Consider the following 16,464-nt stretch of genomic DNA (forward strand, 5'->3'; position numbering starts at 1 on the left):
TAATCCGTGGGCTGCACGTCCACGATCGGCGGGACGCGAAGTAGCTTGCGCCGCTAGCCGCCGTAGCGCTCGGTTTTGACAATGGAGGGGTCCAGGCCGGCCAGCAGCGCGCCCTCGGTCGCGATGTTGACGAAACCGTTGGACCCGCAAACGAATACTTGTGTGGGCTTTCGGTGAAGCCGGGCCAGAACTTCTTGGACCATCACGCCGTCGATCCGTCGCGCAAAGTCCGATGCGCGGATCGGGTTCTCGCGCGTAATTGCCAGCGCCAAGGCGAATGCCGGATCGCTGCATTCGATGGAATGAAGCTCTTTTGAGAAGAGAACGTCTTCAGCGGTTCGTGCGGACAGGAGCAGCGCTGTCGGCACGACCTGGGCTAGTGCGCGGCGCTGCCGGATCATCGCCATCAACGGCACGAGGCCGGAGCCTGCCCCGATCAACAGCACTGGGTCTATGGCAGGTTCAGGCCATAGGAAATGGCCGCCGAGCGGACCACGAAGCTCGATTTCGTCGCCGATCGCCGCGACATCGTGGAAGAACGGCGAAACTTCGCCATCCGGCAGGCGCTCGATAGCGAGCTCGACCGTCGGGAACGAGATTGCCGAAGACGCAATCGAGTAACTCCGCATCGCACTGTAGCCACCGGGCGCGGTCAGCCGGACATCGACGTGCTGCCCTGCGATGTGCGCGAACGGTTTGCTCAACCGAAGGAAGAAGCTCTTGATACTCGGGGTTTGCTGGACGATTTCGTCGATCACGCATGACTGCCACGCGATTTGCGCGCCGTTTTCAGTCATTGGTGTATCGCTGCTCGCGCCACGGATCGCCATAGATGTGATAGCCGCGCAGCTCCCAGAAGCCCGCCTCGTCACGCGTTGTGAATTGCAGCGCGTTCACCCATTTGGCGGACTTCCAGAAGTAAAGGTGCGGAACCAGAAGACGCGCCGGCCCTCCATGATCGCGGGGAAGCGGCTTGCCCGCATAGTTGAGGGCGACCATCGCTTTCCCGGAGAGCAGATCCGCCAGCGGGACGTTTGTCGAGTAATTATCGTAGCAGTGCGCCAAGACGAAATCGGTGGGCCGGTCGAGCCCTGCATCTGCAAGGATGTCTTCGATGAGTACGCCCTCCCAGGCGGTATCCAGCTTGGACCAGGACGTGACGCAGTGAATGTCTCGGGTCATCTTGGTCTTCGGTAGGGCGTTGAACTCGCTCCAGTTCCACACTTTGACGGGCTTCGGACCGATCTTGACGGTGAATTTCCAATCGGAGGGCTCCACGCTCGGCGTTGGCCCGGCCGTCAGAACAGGGAAATTCTCCACGAGATGCTGACCCGGCGGAATCCGATCGGACTGGTCGCCGCCTGGACCGCGGCCTGTGAAACCTCTGGTGACCATAGCGAAACCCCCTTGCTTGTCACGACAGACCAGAACCTGATTCAGTTCAGAATTCTGTAAAAGATCTTTGCGCGCACAACCGCCGAACGAGCCAATTCACTGAAAATCAGAATACCGGATTCTCTATTAGCGTAGAGAAAAGTGTTGGACCATTTTGAGTCGTGGTTGTGCGTGAAGACTATAGCGTCAGTCCAGTATGATTTCCCAATACCCTGTAGCTATAGTTTCGATAGCTTCGAATCGGCATTGCAGGCGTATCCCCGTCAGCGGATTTCGAGCGGACGCCGTCGCTTGCCAACGTTGGTGTGAGACCGGCGGGCGAGATCGCCCCTGCCAACGCGACCGCTGAGAGGTCGACTCCTCAACCGCTTGGGCGCTTATCGCCTCCATCCGGATGCTCACCCGCCGAACAGCAATAAACCGCTATTTTCGATAAACTTCTGAATCCGGCTCCGAGGTATGGAAACTATGTCGTACCGCTATTGGATATGTTGCGCGCATACCTTCATAGTCTGACACGCGAAATCTTTAAATCCTGAGTATATTTCGGAAGAAATTTCGATCTGATCGATAAGACTTCAGGATACAGCAAGCTGGAGACACCGATGAAAGCCGTTGGTTACAAGGTTCCGGGACCCATCGCCGAGGACGCCTCTCTGGTCGACATTGATCTGCCTCGGCCTGTCGCTGAAGGAGGCGATATCCTGGTTGAGGTGAAGGCTGTCTCGGTCAACCCGGTCGACTACAAAATCCGCAGCAGCACGCCGCCCGCTGATGGCGATTGGAAAGTGCTGGGATGGGATGCGGCCGGGATCGTGCAAGAGGTCGGCCCCGACGTGACGCAGTTCGCGGTAGGCGACGAGGTCTATTATGCCGGATCGCTCATAAGGCCTGGCACCAATGCGGAGTTCCATCTCGTCGACGCCCGGATCGTCGGTCGTAAACCCGCGTCGCTCGACTGGGCGGAAGCGGCGGCGCTGCCACTCACGACGTTGACGGCCTGGGAAGCCATGTTCGATCGCCTGGACGTGACGAAGCCCGTTCCCGGGGCGGCGGCGGCGATCCTCATCATCGGTGGTGCGGGTGGGGTCGGGTCGATCGCCATCCAGATCGCTCGACAGCGCACGGATCTCATCGTCATCTCCACCGCCTCTCGGCCGGAAACCCAGGAGTGGGTTAAAGGGCTTGGGGCTCATCATGTCATCGACCACTCTCGGCCGCTCGCGCCACAGATTGCCGAGCTCAACATCGGCGCTCCCGCTTTCGTGTTCTCGACCACGCATACCGAGCAGCATGCATCCGACATCGCCGAACTGATCGCCCCGCAAGGACGGTTCGGATTCATCGACGATCCCAAGGCGCTCGACGTCATGCTGTTCAAGCGCAAGGCAGTGTCGATCCACCACGAGCTGATGTTCACACGGTCGCTCTACGGCACGCCCGACATGGATGAGCAGGGCAAGATCCTCAATTCGCTGGCGGTGCTGGTGGACGACGGCAAAATTCGCACGACGCTAACCGAAAAATTGTCGCCAATTAATGCCGCCAATCTGAAGACGGTGCACGCACTGATCGAAAGTGGCGCGGCAAGAGGCAAGATTGTCCTCGAAGGCTTCTGATGACTGCCACCGCCGAACGTCTTTTCTAACCTCAAGAACGCCGGACGGATTACGCCACGGTGAAGGAAATTTCATGACGAAATCCATTGCCACCGCCTCGATCAACCGCGAAACCGCCGTCGCCCTCATCGACGCGGCGATCGCCGCGGCACGTACAATCGGCATCCCGGCTGCGGTCGCCGTCGTCGACGCCACCGGTAACCTGCGCGCGTTCGAGCGCACTGATGACGCGCCGTTTCTCACCGTCGATGTTGCCATCGACAAGGCTTGGAGTTCCGCCTCGTTTGGGTACCCGACCCATGTCTGGAACGACTATGTTTCGAACGATCCAAAAGTGGCGCCGCTGGCCTATCGCCTCCGGATGGTCGCTGTCGGCGGAGGCTATCCGATCCTGGAAGACGGGAAGTTGATCGGCGGGATCGGCATCTCCGGAGGCAACTATCAGCAGGATCAGGATGCGTGCGTCGAGGCACTCACGAAAATCGGGTTCGAGCTGCCAGCCTGACGACTTTAAGGCCATCGCCAGCGGCGGTGGCCTGCAGATGCGACCTTATGAAAGACTTTAAGATGGAAGCGTTCGTCGTCTTCACCCGCGAAGAAACCACCGATCCGGAAGAACTCGCAACCTATTCTGCAGGCGTCGGCCCATCGTTCGATGGCCACGACGTAACCTTTCTCGCCGCTTATGGCGCGATGGAGCATTTGGAGGGGCCGCCCGTCGAAGGGGCCGTAATTTTGCGGTTCCCGACGATGCAGGCCGCCCGTGATTGGTATCATAGCCCCGCCTACCAAACCATCGCTGCGCACCGTTTTGCCGGTTCCCGCTATCGCGCCTTTGTCATTGAGGGGCGGCGGTGACACACCGACGGAAGAACGGCGGGGCTGGCCACGAGGTATCGGTCGGCGAACTCGCATCCTACAACCTGTAGGGGATCAAGGCGGTGAGGTTCGCGTGCCATCGCCACACGCGACCACTCATCGGACTTCTGCATCGGAATTGGAGGATCAGATGAGCGTCGACGAACGACAAGCCCCCGAGCTGCGGGTGCAGAGATGGATTGGCGCGGATGGAGAAAGCATCGCGCCGCTCAAGCTGTCGGATCTCGGCACCGGCCCGAAAGTCCTCTTCGCCTTCCAGCACTGGTGCCGTGGCTGCCATTTGCATGGATTTCCGACGCTACAAAGGTTGCATGGTGCATTGAGCGCCAAGGGCGTGGGCTTCGCGGTGATCCAGACCGTCTTCGAAGGAGCGGATGAGAACACCTTCGAGAAGCTGCGCGTGAACCAGCTCAAGTATGCGCTTCCTGTCGCGTTCGGTCAGGACGAGCCACCTGCCGGCGCGACGCTTCCCACCTTCATGGAGGACTACCGCACGCGGGGAACGCCCTGGTTCTCCGTGATGGACGCTGGCGGCCGCATCGTATTCTCGGACTTCCATCTCGACGCCGATCAGCTCGTGAAGGGACTGGAGCTGGTGTAACCGATGCGGCGCTGGGTCATCCTGATTGCCACCCATCTCGCGATGCTCGCCATGGGCTTCGCGGGCGGTGTCTACACGCTGCCGATCCTGACCGCCCCCCAGGCCCCGGACGCGGCGGCCTTGCGGACCATCTCAGCCGAGACGCTCTACGCAGGGCGTCTGGCCCGCGATCTCAAAGGCAGCGACCTGCTTCACTGGGGGGAAGGCGAGATCCGGGTCTCGCGCGACCGTATCGCCCATATCGGGCGCCTCGCCCCTGGTCCCGACTACAAGCTCTACCTCGCACCACGTTTCGTCGACACGAAGGAGGCCTTTCTCCTAATCAAGGACAGATCAGTCCGCGTGGGCGATGTGAAGACGTTCAACGGCTTCATCGTCGAGGTGCCTGCCGGCATCGATGTCCGTGACTACAACACGGTCGTCATCTGGTGCGAAGCATTCGACCAGTTCATCAGTGCGGCAGAGTATCAACCCTCAAGTCAGGCCCGAGAACGAGCCCGGCGATGGATACCATGAGGTCGGCGGGCAAGCGCGGCCTCGTTCTCGCGCCGGTGGCGGCGCTGCTGCTGAGCGTCGCCGCTCTGCTGCTGGGCAATGGCCTGCTGAGCACGCTCCTGATCGTGAGAGCCGGCCATGAGGGGTTCTCGACCGGCGCGATCAGCGCGATGATGTCCTTCTATTTCGCGGGTTTCACGATCGGCGCGCTCGTGTTGCCACCGATCATCGTCTCCGTGGGACATGTCAGAACCTTCGCCGGCTTCGCGGCCATTGCCTCGATGACCGCCCTTCTCCATGTGGCGTTCGTGGAGCCGATCGCCTGGATGCCGCTTCGCCTGATTACCGGCTTCGCCTACGCGGGCATGATCCTCGCAACGGAGAGTTGGCTCAACGCCCACGCATTGCCATCCACACGCGGGCAGCTCCTGTCGATATTCGGAGTTGTCTCTATGGGCTCATGGGCAATCGGGCAGGCGTTACTCAACATCGCACCGCCCGCCGACGTGACATTGTTCCTCATCGTGTCGCTGCTGATATCAGCGGCGGTGGTTCCGATCACCTTGCTGCCCAGTCATCCGCCGGCCCAGGTGGAACAGGAATGGGTCGCGTTCAGGGACCTCGTCCTCGTATCACCTCTCGCTGCGGCTGGCGCTTTCCTGGCCGGCCTGGCTATCGGTGGTTTCTGGGGCATGGGCGCGAACTTTGCCCAGAGCATCGGCCTCGATGTGGGCGGTATCTCCGCCTTCATGGCTGCGGTTCTTGGTGGAACGCTCGCCTTCCATTGGCCACTCGGTTGGCTTTCGGATCGAGTGCCCCGGAATCTTGTCATCGCCGGTGCGGCGCTGGCGTCCGCAGCGTCTGCCATCGGCGTAGCGTTGGCGGTGGAAGCGCCTCTGCCGCTGCTCCTTGCGGCAGGTGCGCTGTTCGGCGGCTTTGGCATCCCGATTTATTCGTTGTGTCTCGCCGTCGCAAACGACGATCTTCCGGCCGGTCGGCTACTCGGCACCGCGCGCGGGCTTCTGTTGCTCAACGGGATCGGGACAGCCGCTGGCCCCCTAATAGGAGCAGCTGCAATGAATATCGTCGGCCCTGGCGGCCTGTTCCTTTATGCGGCGGCGTTGCTCACGCTCCTGGCAGTGCTGGCCATCGCCCGCAGGCAGCCGAGGCGCGCCAACCAGGCCAAGGCGGCCCCCCGTTCTCCGAGCACGCCGATGATAACCGGATCTCTCGATACGATGATATGCATGGAGAAGCGGGCGCAGGGCGTGCGGGATTAGCGCGGCACGGCGCCTGCACGAACCGCGGGGTCAGGCGATGATAGCTGTTACGCGAATTTCGATACGCATGGTTGGAAGCCCCAGCGCTTCGATTCCCAACTGCGTCCAGATTGGAGCGCGGTCGGGCATGTAGTGGCGATACAGCTTGGCCATTGTTTCGTTGATCACGGGAGGGAATCCACCGACGTGATAGGAATTGACGTGGACCACATGCGGCCAGCGTGCTCCGGCGGTCGCGAGCGTCCGTTCCACGTTCTTGAACGCCTGCTCGATCTCTTCCTCAATCGACTCCGGAATGACGAGATCGTCGTTCCATCCGCCCTGTCCGGAGATCTCCACGCGGTCACCAATGCGCATTGCCTGAGAATAATGAAGCGCGTCATGCAGGCGCGTCCCGTATCCGGGGGTGATGAAGAATGAAGGTGTTGTCATGAGTTTGCCTTTGATGAGCCAGGTCAATGCGGCTGCAAGTGACCGTATGCATGCAGAAAGAGATGCAGGGCGTTCGGCACTAGCGCGCCGGCTGCGGTGGAGGGCTTTATTCCACGTCTTCTACGGTGAGGTCCCGGCCGTTGAACTGCACGGTCTCCCCGGCTCGGGCACCCTCGATCGCTTCGAAGATCGGCGCCATCGTGGAAATGCCCATGAGCTCACGCCCCTGACAGGTAAACTTGCTCGTTGACACCGCGATCACAAAGTGGCGGCCGGACAGCTTGACGACAGCGCCTTCGTTGACGGCCAACTTGGGGCCGAAATCGATCGTCCTGAGCTTTTCGAGTTTATTGGGGTAGTCATGGAGCGTGTCATCGAGCGCTTCAGCGAAGTCGCTCGCGACCTCGGCCTGAGCTAGTTCGTCGTTTTCGATCGGTTCGCTCCGATCGAGCCGAGCGGTAGAGACATAGTCCAGGTAGTTTTCGCGAGCGCTGTGCAACGCTGCTGTCTCCAGCAAGAGCATAGTTTCTCGTATGTGGTCCTTGTTCCAGTCCATAATCACCTCCTAATTTTCGATGTTCTTAAAGTTCAGCCTGCAGATGTGTGGGCCAGGATGGCCAGCCTTTCCGGCTAAGCGACACCGCTATTCGTCGCTGATGACGTCTTCGCCCTGGTATGGAACCCTGATCAGCCGAGGATCTCGAATGATGCTCGTGACGAGCCAGACATATTCCTGCTCGGCGGTATCGAAGCCGAGGATGCTGAAGGATTGGCCGAAAGGGCATGGCGGGAAGTCTGGAAAGCCCTCGCGCAGAACGTAACGCTCGGGATCGCTGTGAAACTCGCTCTTGTAGACTTTCCGTAGTCCGTGCTTGCTCGGCGCGTCCTGGTCACCTGCCGGTGCTGTTTCCCGATGCTCCACAAGGCGCTCGGACAAGTCGCGGGGGCAGATTTCGTGGAACACGTCGAAGGCGTCGATCAACAGGCCTTTATGCTCTGTCGCCGGATCGGTGATCGCGTAGATGTTGGAGGCATCTTCGCCGTCGTCCCCGCTCTCGAGGCGCAACGCCGCATCGACGCGAATGCTGCATGCATCGAGGGTTGACCCTAGTTCGAGATCGACGAGATTGCCGTCCTTGACGCGGTATTCGCGGTCATAGCCGTTGGCGATGAATGACTGGACTGCTTCTAGAACGTCGGTCACCTGGGAGGTCATGGAAGCACCTTCATCTTGAACTGGATTGGACACGCTCGCGCACAAAGCGCGCTGTGACTCGGCGGACGGAGAAGCTCGCGAAGTGCGTTACTCATAGCCACTTGGCCTTCTTGAAGCGCATGAACAGGAGAAGGCAGAACACCGCTATCACTCCGAGCACGACGAAGTAGCCATATGGCGTGTCCAGTTCCGGCATGTGCTTGAAGTTCATGCCATATATTCCGGCGATCGCCGTCGGGACCGTCAAGATCGCCGCCCAGGCCGCGAGCTGGCGAGTGACCACACCGATCCTTTGCGCTTCCAGAAGGCTGCTGGCCTCGAAGACCGTGGACAGGACAAGCAGGAGGCCGTCGACCATGGACTGCACGCGGTGGACATGGTCCGCGACGTCGTGGAAATATGGTGTCATTTCGGCGCTGATGCAGGGAAAGTGGCCGCGAACGAGCTTTCGCACCAGCTCGGCCATAGCCCCGAGCGTGCGCTGGAACCGCGTGAGTTCGGACCTTAGTTCGAAGATTCGCGCCACCTCTTCTGGCCCGAGGAAATCGTGCAGCGACCGTCGCTCCATCGCCAGGACGTCGTCCTCGATCATTTCGAAGATGGGCAGATACTGGTCGACCACTCGGTGCAAGATCGCGTGCAGCACATAGTCGACACCCTTGCCGAACTGCGTCGGCGATGCCTCGAGTTGCTCCCGAAGTTTGCCCAGCGCTCCGGCATTGCCGTGCCGCACGGTGATAAGGTGATTGTGACCGGTGAAGATCGCCATCTTGCCGTAGCTGATCCGGTCGCCGACCAGCTCGGCGGTCTGGGCGACGACGTACAACTCATCGTTGTAGACCTCGAGCTTGGGCGGGCACAGCGGGTGCATGGCGTTGTCGATCGCCAAAGGATGGAGGTTATACGTCGTCTGGATCGCGCTGAGTTCGTCTGCGGTGGGCTCGCTAAGCGCGATCCAGCAGAAGCCCGAGCGATTCTCGTTTAGTTCGACGTGCTCATCGAGCCTGATTTCACGGACTCGCTTACCTTCGTTGTAATAATATGCGGCGATAATGGTCATGCAGGCCTCGCAGGAATTCGCAGGCCACGCTGTACAGCCGGTCGCGCCAGCCCGCGTTCGAGCCATGCCTGCACGTTCGAATAGCTGCTTAGGCCGAGGATGTCGCCCGCTGCGTAGAATTCGACCAGCGCATTCACCCAGCCAAACGTCGCAATGTCCGCGATCGAGTAATCATCGACAATCCATTCGCGGCCCTCCAGCCGGTGATCCAGGACCCCGAGAAGACGCCTGGATTCATCAACAAAGCGCTGCCGAGGTCGCTTGTCCTCATAGTCCTTGCCGGCAAATCGCAGGAAAAAGCCTAGCTGTCCGAAGGTCGGCCCAACGCCCGACACCTGAAAGAACACCCAGGCCAGAGTCTCGTACCGCTGGGCGGGTGTTGTTGAGATGAGCTGCCCCGTCTTGTCGGCCAGATAGATGAGGATCGCACCGGTTTCCCATATGCCAATGGGCTGGCCGTCAGGGCCAGCCGGATCGATGATCGCGGGTATGCGGCCGTTGGGATTCAACGACACGAACGCTGGATCCTTCGACTCGTTGTTCGAGATGTCGACGAAGTGGGGCTCATACGGCAGGCCAGTCTCCTCCAGCATCATCGAGACCTTGACGCCGTTGGGCGTGGGGGCCGCGTATAGTTGCAAGCGATCCGGATAAGATGCTGGCCAGCGCTGCGTGATGGGAAAGGAGGAGAGGTCTGTCATATCTGGATCCTGGCACTGCGACGGCGGCTGAATGGAATGATCTGCTTCAAGGCCGGGTTCGACGACCGCGTCGATTGACGCGGTCGTCGGAGGTTGCGAACCGGATCGGCGCGGCACTAACGGCAGCGAAGCCTATTCCGCTGCAGCCCCGGCCGCAGGGCTCACATCGCCGGCCTCATGCCGCTTTGGAAGAACCCAGTCGGGACGGACGAAGTGGCAGGTGTAGCCGCCCGGCCGCTTCTCCAGATAATCCTGGTGATCGGGCTCGGCCTCCCAGAACTCGCCGACCGGCTGGACCTCGGTCACCACTTTGCCATCCCACAGCCCCGAGGCATCCACATCGGCGATCGTATCCTCGGCGACGCGCTTCTGCTCCTCGTCGACATAATAGATGCCCGACCGGTAGGAGAGCCCACGATCATTGCCCTGGCGGTTCAGCGTCGTCGGATCGTGGATCTGGAAGAAGAATTCCAGGATGTGCCGGTAGCTCGTCACTGTCGGGTCGAAGACAATCTCGATCCCCTCGGCATGCGTGCCGTGATTACGATACGTGGCGTTCGGAATATCGCCGCCCGTGTAACCCACACGGGTCGAGATGATGCCGGGCCGCTTGCGGATCAGATCCTGCATGCCCCAGAAACATCCTCCTGCGAGAACAGCGCGCTGATGCATGTTAAGCCTCCTCTACTTGATCGAGATATTCACCGTATCCCTCGGACTCCATCTCGTCGCGCGGGATGAAGCGAAGGGACGCAGAGTTGATGCAGTAGCGCAGACCGCCGCGGTCGGAAGGACCGTCCGGGAAAACGTGGCCCAGATGGCTGTCGGCGTGTACCGACCTGACCTCCGTCCGGACCATGCCGTGTGCACTGTCCCGCACCTCGTTCACGTTTGCCGGAACGATCGGCTTGGTGAAGCTGGGCCAGCCAGTACCCGAATCGAACTTGTCCGTTGAAGCGAACAGCGGCTCTCCCGACACTATGTCGACGTAGATGCCAGGCTCCTTGTTGTCGTTGTGCTCACCCGTGAAGGGCCTTTCGGTCCCCGAATCCTGGGTAATCCGGCGTTGCTCGGGGGTCAGGCGGTCAACTGCTGCCTGTGACTTCTCAAACTTCATGATAGTCTCCAATAATTAATCTAGAGAGCTCGACACACTGTCATTTATCTTTGCAGTCATTGCGCCGACTATAGCAGTGCGCCCCAGATTTATCCAATACGCTGCGCGTATAGTTTCCATAGCGCCGAAGCTCTTCACGTCGTGATTCAGTTCCACTCATACCGGGCTGCCAGCTGCGCGATGTTCCGTATCTCGACCGTTGCCGTGGAGCCGGATACTGTCGCGATCACGACTTCGCGCTCCAAGACAAATCCGTCGATCGGCCGAGTGACGAGGCCTTGCACGGTCGGCGATCGTTCCGGAAGAATGCATATGGCGTGGCCGTCAGCGACGACCCGTTGCACCCAGTCCTCGCGATCTGATCGAAAGCGAGGTCGCATGAGCAAGTCCCGTCGCGCGAAGTGATCGAGGATCCGATCGCGAAACTCGCATTTCAGGCGATCGACGAAAGGAAACTCGAGCAGGTCTTCGCCGCGCACGATCTCGTTGGCAGCCAAGGGATGGTTTGCAGAACAGCCGAGCACGAAGCGCTCCCGAAATAGAGGATGCACATCCAGCTTGCGTTCCGGTCTTGTTTCACGCGGCATGATGCACGCGTGGTATTTTCCTGAAAGCACCTCCGATGTGTCCTCGTTCGACTGGAGCGAGTGCAGCTTGATTTCGATGGATGGCATCTCCGCCAATGCGCTCTCGAAGAATGCCGTAAATTCCTTTGGTCCGACGGTGGGCGCGACGGCGACATCCAGCACGCGGTGCCCCCCCATCGCCCAGTGCTCCGAGTGATTGCGAACGCTCTTCATCGCGACCACCATGCGCCGGAATTCTGCCTCGACGTCATGGCCAAGGCCAGTCAGGCGGCTGTTCTTCCCGTCGCGATAGATCAGCGGCCCGCCAAGCTCATCTTCCAAGCGGCGGATCGCGCGGGTCAGACTTGGCTGTGACACACCGCTCAAGCGAGCGGCCGCTGTGAAATTCAGCGTCTCGGCCAAGTTGATGAAATAGCTGACTTGATTGAGTTCCATAGTCCTTTGGCCCACGCGCCTGACTGATACCTCTTCCGTGAGACCGCCTTTGGAACGCAGGTCGCAGAAGTATGCTTGGCGCATATAATCATGATATAGGGGCTTGTCTATATGCGCCAGACATATAAATGATAGCCTGAGATGACGATTACCGGTTGGCGGTGCGCTCCGCTCAGCTCCGTCGAAGGTTCTGAGAGCGCAACCGCCAAGCCGCGTGCTGGAGGTTTGATGGACATGGCAGGAAGATCATTTACGTTTGTCAGTGGGGCTGGCTCTCCGCTGTCCGGGCACCTCGAACCGCCGGAAGGGACGCCGCGGGGCTGGGCGATCTTCGCCCACTGCTTCACGTGCGGGAAAGACAGTCGCGCCGCTGTTCACATCTCGCGCGCGCTGTCGCGTGCGGGCATCGGGGTCTTGAGGTTCGATTTCGCCGGGACCGGGATCGGCGGTGGGACGGGAGAACCTGTGAACTTCGCGTCGGACGTCGAGGACCTTCGGGCCGCCGCAAATGCGATGGCGGCGGCGGGCATGTCACCGTCCCTCCTCGTCGGGCACAGCCTGGGTGGCACCGCTGCGATCGTAGCCGCCGCCGACATGCCTGATATTGCGGCGGTAGCGACGATTGGTGCGCCGGCCGACCTTCAGCATATCTTGCGCCTCTTCGGACCGAATGATCTGGACACCATCGCGAGCGAGGGCGAGGCCTCGGTGGAGATTGCCGGTAGGCCCTTCCTCATTCGCCGAGGGTTCCTTGAGGCGGTTGAGGGGATCGACGTCGAGAAGGCCATTGCCTCCCTGCGACGGCCGGTGCTGGTCATGCACTCTCCGCTGGATCAGGTGGTCGGCATCGACCACGCGTCGCGCATCTTCGTCGCGTCCAGGCACCCTAAAAGCTTCATCTCGCTCGACAACGCGGATCACCTTCTCACCGACGTCGCGGACGCGAACTACGCCGCGGCCATGGTGGCGGTTTGGGCGAGCCGCTTTCTCCCACCACTCAGCGCGGATCTTCCGCAGATCGAGGTTGCGGAGGGCGTCGTCGCCACCGAAACTCTTGCAGGGACGTTCCAGCTCAAGGTCCGCAGCGGCGAGCACACTCTGTTCGCCGACGAGCCAGCATCGGTCGGTGGCCTCGGGACCGGACTATCTCCCTACGAACTCGTATCTGCCGGCCTCGCAGCCTGCACGGTGATGACGATGCGTCTCTATGCGAACCGCAAGGGCTTTCCGCTCGAACGGGCGAGCACGACCGTGCAGCACGAGAAGGTGCCGGACATGATGCCACCCGACCGGTTCACCCGCACCATTGTCCTCGATGGGCCGCTGAGTGATGATCAGCGCGCTCGGATCCTCGCGATCGCTGATCGGTGTCCCGTCGATCTGAGTCTCATCCGGGGTTCGGACGTGCAGACCGAGCTCTTGAGCGCCAGTCAGGCTGCGGATCCCGCGAGGCTGGCTTGACCGTGGCGCACACGGAGGAGGGCGAACGGACTGTGAGCCAATCGCCTACCGGCAATAGGGCGGCCGCGACAGAGCGAGCAATTCTCGCAGGCGGCTGCTTCTGGGGCATGGAGGATTTGCTGCGCCGAGCCAGGGGAGTCATTTCGACGCGTGTCGGTTACACAGGCGGAGAAATGCCTGATCCGACCTACGCGAGACATTACGGCCATGCGGAAGCAGTGGAAGTGACCTTCGACCCTTCCGTTCTCGCCTATCGCTCGCTCTTGGAACTCTTCTTCCAGATACATGACCCCACGACCTACGAGCAACAAGGCAGCGATGTCGGTCCGAGCTATCGATCGGCGATTTTCTACACCACCGAAGTGCAGAAGGAAGTCGCCCTCACAACCATCGCGGAAATCGAGGCATCAGGAAGCTGGCCTGGCCCGGTCGTGTCGGAGATCAACCCAGAAGAACCCTTTTGGGAGGCGGAGCCAGAGCACCAAGAATACCTGGTGCGCTATCCTGGGGGCTATAGCTGCCACTTCGTGCGCCCGACCTGGCGGTTGGACCGCTCAGACGAACGCCCAGCTGTAATACTTGACAGAAAGAGTTGATGATGACCGAAACCGTGACTAATCAGGCCGCCTGGCAGAAAGCGCCGGGGCAGCCACTGAGGATCGGTGTCACCGCTCTGCCGCATCTGGCGGCGAACGAGATATTGATCCGCAACGCGGCCATCGCGATCAACCCACTCGACTGGATTCTGCAGGACGTCGCGCTTTTGCCATGGCTCGACTATCCCGCGATTCTCGGCAGCGACGTCTCCGGTGAGGTCGCGGCGGTCGGTGGCGCGGTCGAGCGGTTCAAGGTCGGCGATCGAGTCATCGGACAGGCGGTCGGGACAACCGTAAATCAACCTGCGCAGGGTGCGTTCCAGCACCACACGATCGTGCTGGACCACATGGCGGCGCCGATCCCCAACAACATTGCCTTCGCTGATGCGGCAGTCCTCCCGCTTGGCCTTGGCACCGCCGCAAGCGGGCTCTACGGACGGACACAGTTGGCTCTCGCGCCACCGTTACACTCGCCGACCGCGCGTCCAGAGGTCGTTCTGGTCTGGGGTGGATCGTCGAGCGTTGGCTGCAACGCCATCCAGCTCGCGGTGGCGTCGGGCTACAGGTGCGTCGCCACCGCTTCGGCGCGCAACGTCGGCCTGTTGAAGGAGCTGGGTGCAAGCGAGGTTCTTGACCACTCGAGTCCAGCCATCGTGGAAGACGTGATTGAGGCAATGCGCGGGCGCAGTCTCGCTGGAACGCTTCACGCGACCGGTCACATGAAAGACTGTTTTGCCGTAGTTGCGAGATGCGAGGGCTCGCGCCGGGTGGCAGCGACGCTGGCCCCGCCCGACGAGCGTTCATTTGGAGTCGAGGCGACGCACATCTCCGGGACGAGCCTCAAGGATGACGAGGTTGGTCCAATGATCTACCGCGAATTCCTGCCGCAGGCTCTCGCGGCGCGCACGTTCGTCCCCGCCCCTCCGGCGAAGATCGTGGGCCAGGGCCTTGAAATGCTCCAGGCTGCCTTGGAAGCCCTGAAGGCGGGTGTATCCGCAGCGAAAATCGTCGTTACCCTGCCTTGAGTGACCAGCCAGGCGGTTTTTCGCGTTCGCAGTCTGAGGTGGCCCGCACTTTGCCGATTGGGAAGCTCTACCGGGAAAACGCGTGTGGGACGCGCGCTGCGCTCCTGCCGGAGCATGCGTTCCCGAAACCTGTTCCCGACTGCTTTTCCCCGAAACTACCTATCGGACATAGAGAAATGGGAATGCAGCGAGTGGTTTGAACGGCCGCTTCCGAAACCGCGTTCCGATCAATTGAGCGGCTAAAAGTGGGGCGATCACCGACATATTAGAATGAGACCGCCATGCCCGATCGGCCGGCTTGACGCGTAGCCAAAAGAATGCGGCTGATGGTAGGCTCGCTGACATTATGAAGCCCCGCCATCTGAGCAGCGTTGAGCTGCCGCAATTGCGAGTCTCCTACGCGTCGTCGTTCTTCTCGCGGTCCACACCTCGCTCATGCAATTCGGCATCGACGGGGCAGTTCGTGCAGCCCTCGTAGCAGCACAAGCGGCAGATGCGGTATGACTGCTCGAGGTTTTCCAAGCGATTTCGGAGAACGCGTTCAGCGATGTCCGATAAGGTTTTCAGTTCGTCTGGATTAAGGATCGATAGCCCTTCGGCAATCACTTGATCGCGCGAGGCCAGGACCTCGTCGCTCGCGACCTTGCCAGTTGGAGTAAGATAGAGGGATCGCGCGCGCCCGTCTGTCGAATGCTCCCTACGCTCGATCAATCCCTCGCTTACCAATCTATCCACCAGGCGAACAGTTCCAGCATGTGAAAGGCCCACCCCGATCGCAAGCATACGGATCGAGAGCCCGGGCTTGTGCGCGAGCAACGCCAGCGCTGAGGCGGCGGGTCCAGCTTCCGGCGCCCGCGATGAACTAGCGCGAACGATGTCGTCGCTGATCATGAGTGCGAACGCCCCGAAAATGTTTCGATCTCGAGGTCCATCCATTGCCACATCTATATGTGCGCGGAGCATAGACAGCAAGCCATACCGTGGTCCTCTTCCTCCGCGCGGCTTGTGGAAAATGTCCTGTTTTAAAAGGGTTTCGGAGGATTTCGACTGATCGAGCGCGCCGAAAAAAACGGGTCCGGCTCGTTAAGGCAGCGGAACCGTTGATACCTGGCGGCTATAGGGCAAGCCTTTTCGCTCGGAATCGCCGTAGGTCGCGCCCGAGAATCACTCCGCGTCAGCGCTGTCATCCAGGCCGCGCAGGTGCAGATCAGCGAGACCTAGCTTGCCCCCGGCGTCGCACTTCCATCGTGTCACCGCGCGCGATCACGATTGTATCAATCCCATTGAGGAACAGTCCGTGCTCCACGACGTCGGGGATTGCGGCGATCGCTGCTACGATTTCGGTGGGCATGGTTATCTCGTCCAGGGCCGCGTCCATCCGTACAGGCTGGACGTTTGCCAACGGGCTATAGGCCCACCCGGAGCGCCAGCCCCATCAAGTCAAAATCCCGCAAAGGTCGCGCGTTTGCTGGGTAAAGGCATCGCCGATGAGGATGGCTTCGTGAGGCAGCGAAGCGCGAACCAGCCGCTCGACATATCTCGCTTATTAGTATATGCGTCGCGCA

At 60.6% G+C, this 16,464-nt stretch carries 20 protein-coding genes; 9 read left to right on the plus strand and 11 right to left on the minus strand.

The genetic code is table 11. The features are described 5' to 3' along the window. Positions 1-53: 53 nt before the first annotated feature. Positions 54-797 (minus strand): ferredoxin reductase, encoded by a 744-nt coding sequence (locus C2U40_RS09455; protein WP_044059343.1) that lies wholly within the window; start codon positions 795-797, stop codon positions 54-56. Next, the gene (locus C2U40_RS09460; RefSeq protein WP_033982388.1) at positions 790-1,395 is read right to left on the minus strand and encodes a sulfite oxidase-like oxidoreductase; all 606 of its coding nucleotides are present in this window, start codon (positions 1,393-1,395) and stop codon (positions 790-792) included. The genes C2U40_RS09455 and C2U40_RS09460 overlap by 8 nt, the downstream gene beginning before the upstream one ends. A 605-nt stretch (positions 1,396-2,000) precedes the next feature. On the opposite strand from C2U40_RS09460, the gene C2U40_RS09465 reads away from it, so the two are divergent. From C2U40_RS09465 to C2U40_RS09490, 6 genes are all read left to right on the plus strand, one after another. Continuing rightward, complete coding sequence (locus C2U40_RS09465; protein WP_066117801.1) at positions 2,001-3,014, plus strand: zinc-binding alcohol dehydrogenase family protein; 1,014 nt, start codon at positions 2,001-2,003, stop codon at positions 3,012-3,014. 73 nt (positions 3,015-3,087) lie between these two features. Continuing rightward, positions 3,088-3,519 (plus strand): GlcG/HbpS family heme-binding protein, encoded by a 432-nt coding sequence (locus tag C2U40_RS09470; protein ID WP_103827478.1) that lies wholly within the window; start codon positions 3,088-3,090, stop codon positions 3,517-3,519. Positions 3,520-3,581: 62 nt separating this feature from the next. Next, on the plus strand, positions 3,582-3,872 hold the full coding sequence (locus C2U40_RS09475) for a DUF1330 domain-containing protein (protein ID WP_011191344.1): 291 nt from the start codon (positions 3,582-3,584) through the stop codon (positions 3,870-3,872). Between the two features lie 151 nt (positions 3,873-4,023). After that, entirely contained in the window at positions 4,024-4,494 is a 471-nt protein-coding gene (locus C2U40_RS09480) for a TlpA family protein disulfide reductase (RefSeq protein WP_011191345.1), read from the plus strand. A 3-nt stretch (positions 4,495-4,497) separates the two neighbouring features. Then, positions 4,498-5,010, plus strand: a complete 513-nt coding sequence (locus tag C2U40_RS09485; RefSeq protein WP_004357637.1) for a DM13 domain-containing protein — start codon at positions 4,498-4,500, stop codon at positions 5,008-5,010. Then, positions 4,998-6,269: an MFS transporter gene (locus tag C2U40_RS09490; RefSeq protein WP_103827477.1), complete on the plus strand. Its 1,272-nt coding sequence runs from the start codon at positions 4,998-5,000 to the stop codon at positions 6,267-6,269. Before C2U40_RS09485 ends, C2U40_RS09490 begins: the two co-directional genes overlap by 13 nt. A gap of 30 nt (positions 6,270-6,299) precedes the next feature. Here C2U40_RS09490 and C2U40_RS09495 read toward each other — a convergent pair whose 3' ends face one another. The 8 genes from C2U40_RS09495 to C2U40_RS09530 form a co-directional block, all read right to left on the minus strand. After that, entirely contained in the window at positions 6,300-6,728 is a 429-nt protein-coding gene (locus C2U40_RS09495) for a RidA family protein (protein ID WP_018429625.1), read from the minus strand. Between the two features lie 79 nt (positions 6,729-6,807). Then, positions 6,808-7,257, minus strand: coding sequence for a hypothetical protein (locus tag C2U40_RS09500; RefSeq protein ID WP_104467484.1), 450 nt, complete (start codon positions 7,255-7,257; stop codon positions 6,808-6,810). Between the two features lie 87 nt (positions 7,258-7,344). Then, positions 7,345-7,917: a hypothetical protein gene (locus C2U40_RS09505; RefSeq protein ID WP_047722653.1), complete on the minus strand. Its 573-nt coding sequence runs from the start codon at positions 7,915-7,917 to the stop codon at positions 7,345-7,347. A gap of 91 nt (positions 7,918-8,008) precedes the next feature. Continuing rightward, the gene (locus tag C2U40_RS09510; RefSeq protein WP_002118270.1) at positions 8,009-8,977 is read right to left on the minus strand and encodes a magnesium and cobalt transport protein CorA; all 969 of its coding nucleotides are present in this window, start codon (positions 8,975-8,977) and stop codon (positions 8,009-8,011) included. Further along, a complete protein-coding gene (locus C2U40_RS09515; protein WP_004099038.1) occupies positions 8,974-9,678 on the minus strand; it encodes a glutathione S-transferase N-terminal domain-containing protein in 705 nt (234 codons plus the stop codon). Before C2U40_RS09515 ends, C2U40_RS09510 begins: the two co-directional genes overlap by 4 nt. A gap of 132 nt (positions 9,679-9,810) precedes the next feature. Continuing rightward, a complete protein-coding gene (msrA, locus tag C2U40_RS09520; RefSeq protein ID WP_004099036.1) occupies positions 9,811-10,350 on the minus strand; it encodes a peptide-methionine (S)-S-oxide reductase MsrA in 540 nt (179 codons plus the stop codon). 1 nt (position 10,351) lies between these two features. Beyond that, positions 10,352-10,795 (minus strand): peptide-methionine (R)-S-oxide reductase MsrB, encoded by a 444-nt coding sequence (msrB, locus tag C2U40_RS09525; protein ID WP_004099035.1) that lies wholly within the window; start codon positions 10,793-10,795, stop codon positions 10,352-10,354. A gap of 146 nt (positions 10,796-10,941) precedes the next feature. Continuing rightward, positions 10,942-11,817, minus strand: coding sequence for a LysR family transcriptional regulator (locus C2U40_RS09530; RefSeq protein ID WP_011191349.1), 876 nt, complete (start codon positions 11,815-11,817; stop codon positions 10,942-10,944). A gap of 228 nt (positions 11,818-12,045) precedes the next feature. Between C2U40_RS09530 and C2U40_RS09535 the strand changes: the two genes are divergently transcribed. The 3 genes from C2U40_RS09535 to C2U40_RS09545 all read left to right on the plus strand — a co-directional run bounded on the left by C2U40_RS09535 (position 12,046) and on the right by C2U40_RS09545 (position 14,899). Next, on the plus strand, positions 12,046-13,278 hold the full coding sequence (locus C2U40_RS09535) for a bifunctional alpha/beta hydrolase/OsmC family protein (RefSeq protein WP_045269764.1): 1,233 nt from the start codon (positions 12,046-12,048) through the stop codon (positions 13,276-13,278). A gap of 107 nt (positions 13,279-13,385) precedes the next feature. Beyond that, a complete protein-coding gene (gene msrA, locus C2U40_RS09540; protein WP_045269765.1) occupies positions 13,386-13,874 on the plus strand; it encodes a peptide-methionine (S)-S-oxide reductase MsrA in 489 nt (162 codons plus the stop codon). Then, positions 13,874-14,899 carry a zinc-binding alcohol dehydrogenase family protein gene (locus C2U40_RS09545; RefSeq protein WP_004357654.1) on the plus strand — a complete coding sequence of 342 codons (1,026 nt, stop codon included), beginning with the start codon at positions 13,874-13,876 and terminating at the stop codon, positions 14,897-14,899. Before msrA (C2U40_RS09540) ends, C2U40_RS09545 begins: the two co-directional genes overlap by 1 nt. A 396-nt stretch (positions 14,900-15,295) precedes the next feature. On the opposite strand, the gene C2U40_RS09550 is transcribed toward C2U40_RS09545, so the two are convergent. Next, on the minus strand, positions 15,296-15,790 hold the full coding sequence (locus C2U40_RS09550) for a MarR family winged helix-turn-helix transcriptional regulator (RefSeq protein ID WP_004099028.1): 495 nt from the start codon (positions 15,788-15,790) through the stop codon (positions 15,296-15,298). Positions 15,791-16,464: the final 674 nt, after the last annotated feature.

It is taken from the genome of Aeromonas sp. ASNIH4 (assembly GCF_002934425.1).
In the GTDB taxonomy this organism is placed as follows: domain Bacteria; phylum Pseudomonadota; class Gammaproteobacteria; order Enterobacterales; family Aeromonadaceae; genus Aeromonas; species Aeromonas hydrophila.

Coding starts and splice junctions, on each gene's coding strand:
- C2U40_RS09455 (WP_044059343.1), bottom strand. CDS start 797: ATGACTGAAAACGGCGCGCAAATCGCGTGGCAGTCATGCGTGATCGAC.
- C2U40_RS09460 (WP_033982388.1), bottom strand. CDS start 1,395: ATGGTCACCAGAGGTTTCACAGGCCGCGGTCCAGGCGGCGACCAGTCC.
- C2U40_RS09465 (WP_066117801.1), top strand. CDS start 2,001: ATGAAAGCCGTTGGTTACAAGGTTCCGGGACCCATCGCCGAGGACGCC.
- C2U40_RS09470 (WP_103827478.1), top strand. CDS start 3,088: ATGACGAAATCCATTGCCACCGCCTCGATCAACCGCGAAACCGCCGTC.
- C2U40_RS09475 (WP_011191344.1), top strand. CDS start 3,582: ATGGAAGCGTTCGTCGTCTTCACCCGCGAAGAAACCACCGATCCGGAA.
- C2U40_RS09480 (WP_011191345.1), top strand. CDS start 4,024: ATGAGCGTCGACGAACGACAAGCCCCCGAGCTGCGGGTGCAGAGATGG.
- C2U40_RS09485 (WP_004357637.1), top strand. CDS start 4,498: ATGCGGCGCTGGGTCATCCTGATTGCCACCCATCTCGCGATGCTCGCC.
- C2U40_RS09490 (WP_103827477.1), top strand. CDS start 4,998: ATGGATACCATGAGGTCGGCGGGCAAGCGCGGCCTCGTTCTCGCGCCG.
- C2U40_RS09500 (WP_104467484.1), bottom strand. CDS start 7,257: ATGGACTGGAACAAGGACCACATACGAGAAACTATGCTCTTGCTGGAG.
- C2U40_RS09505 (WP_047722653.1), bottom strand. CDS start 7,917: ATGACCTCCCAGGTGACCGACGTTCTAGAAGCAGTCCAGTCATTCATC.
- C2U40_RS09510 (WP_002118270.1), bottom strand. CDS start 8,977: ATGACCATTATCGCCGCATATTATTACAACGAAGGTAAGCGAGTCCGT.
- C2U40_RS09515 (WP_004099038.1), bottom strand. CDS start 9,678: ATGACAGACCTCTCCTCCTTTCCCATCACGCAGCGCTGGCCAGCATCT.
- msrA (WP_004099036.1), bottom strand. CDS start 10,350: ATGCATCAGCGCGCTGTTCTCGCAGGAGGATGTTTCTGGGGCATGCAG.
- msrB (WP_004099035.1), bottom strand. CDS start 10,795: ATGAAGTTTGAGAAGTCACAGGCAGCAGTTGACCGCCTGACCCCCGAG.
- C2U40_RS09530 (WP_011191349.1), bottom strand. CDS start 11,817: ATGGAACTCAATCAAGTCAGCTATTTCATCAACTTGGCCGAGACGCTG.
- C2U40_RS09535 (WP_045269764.1), top strand. CDS start 12,046: ATGGACATGGCAGGAAGATCATTTACGTTTGTCAGTGGGGCTGGCTCT.
- msrA (WP_045269765.1), top strand. CDS start 13,386: ATGGAGGATTTGCTGCGCCGAGCCAGGGGAGTCATTTCGACGCGTGTC.
- C2U40_RS09545 (WP_004357654.1), top strand. CDS start 13,874: ATGATGACCGAAACCGTGACTAATCAGGCCGCCTGGCAGAAAGCGCCG.
- C2U40_RS09550 (WP_004099028.1), bottom strand. CDS start 15,790: ATGATCAGCGACGACATCGTTCGCGCTAGTTCATCGCGGGCGCCGGAA.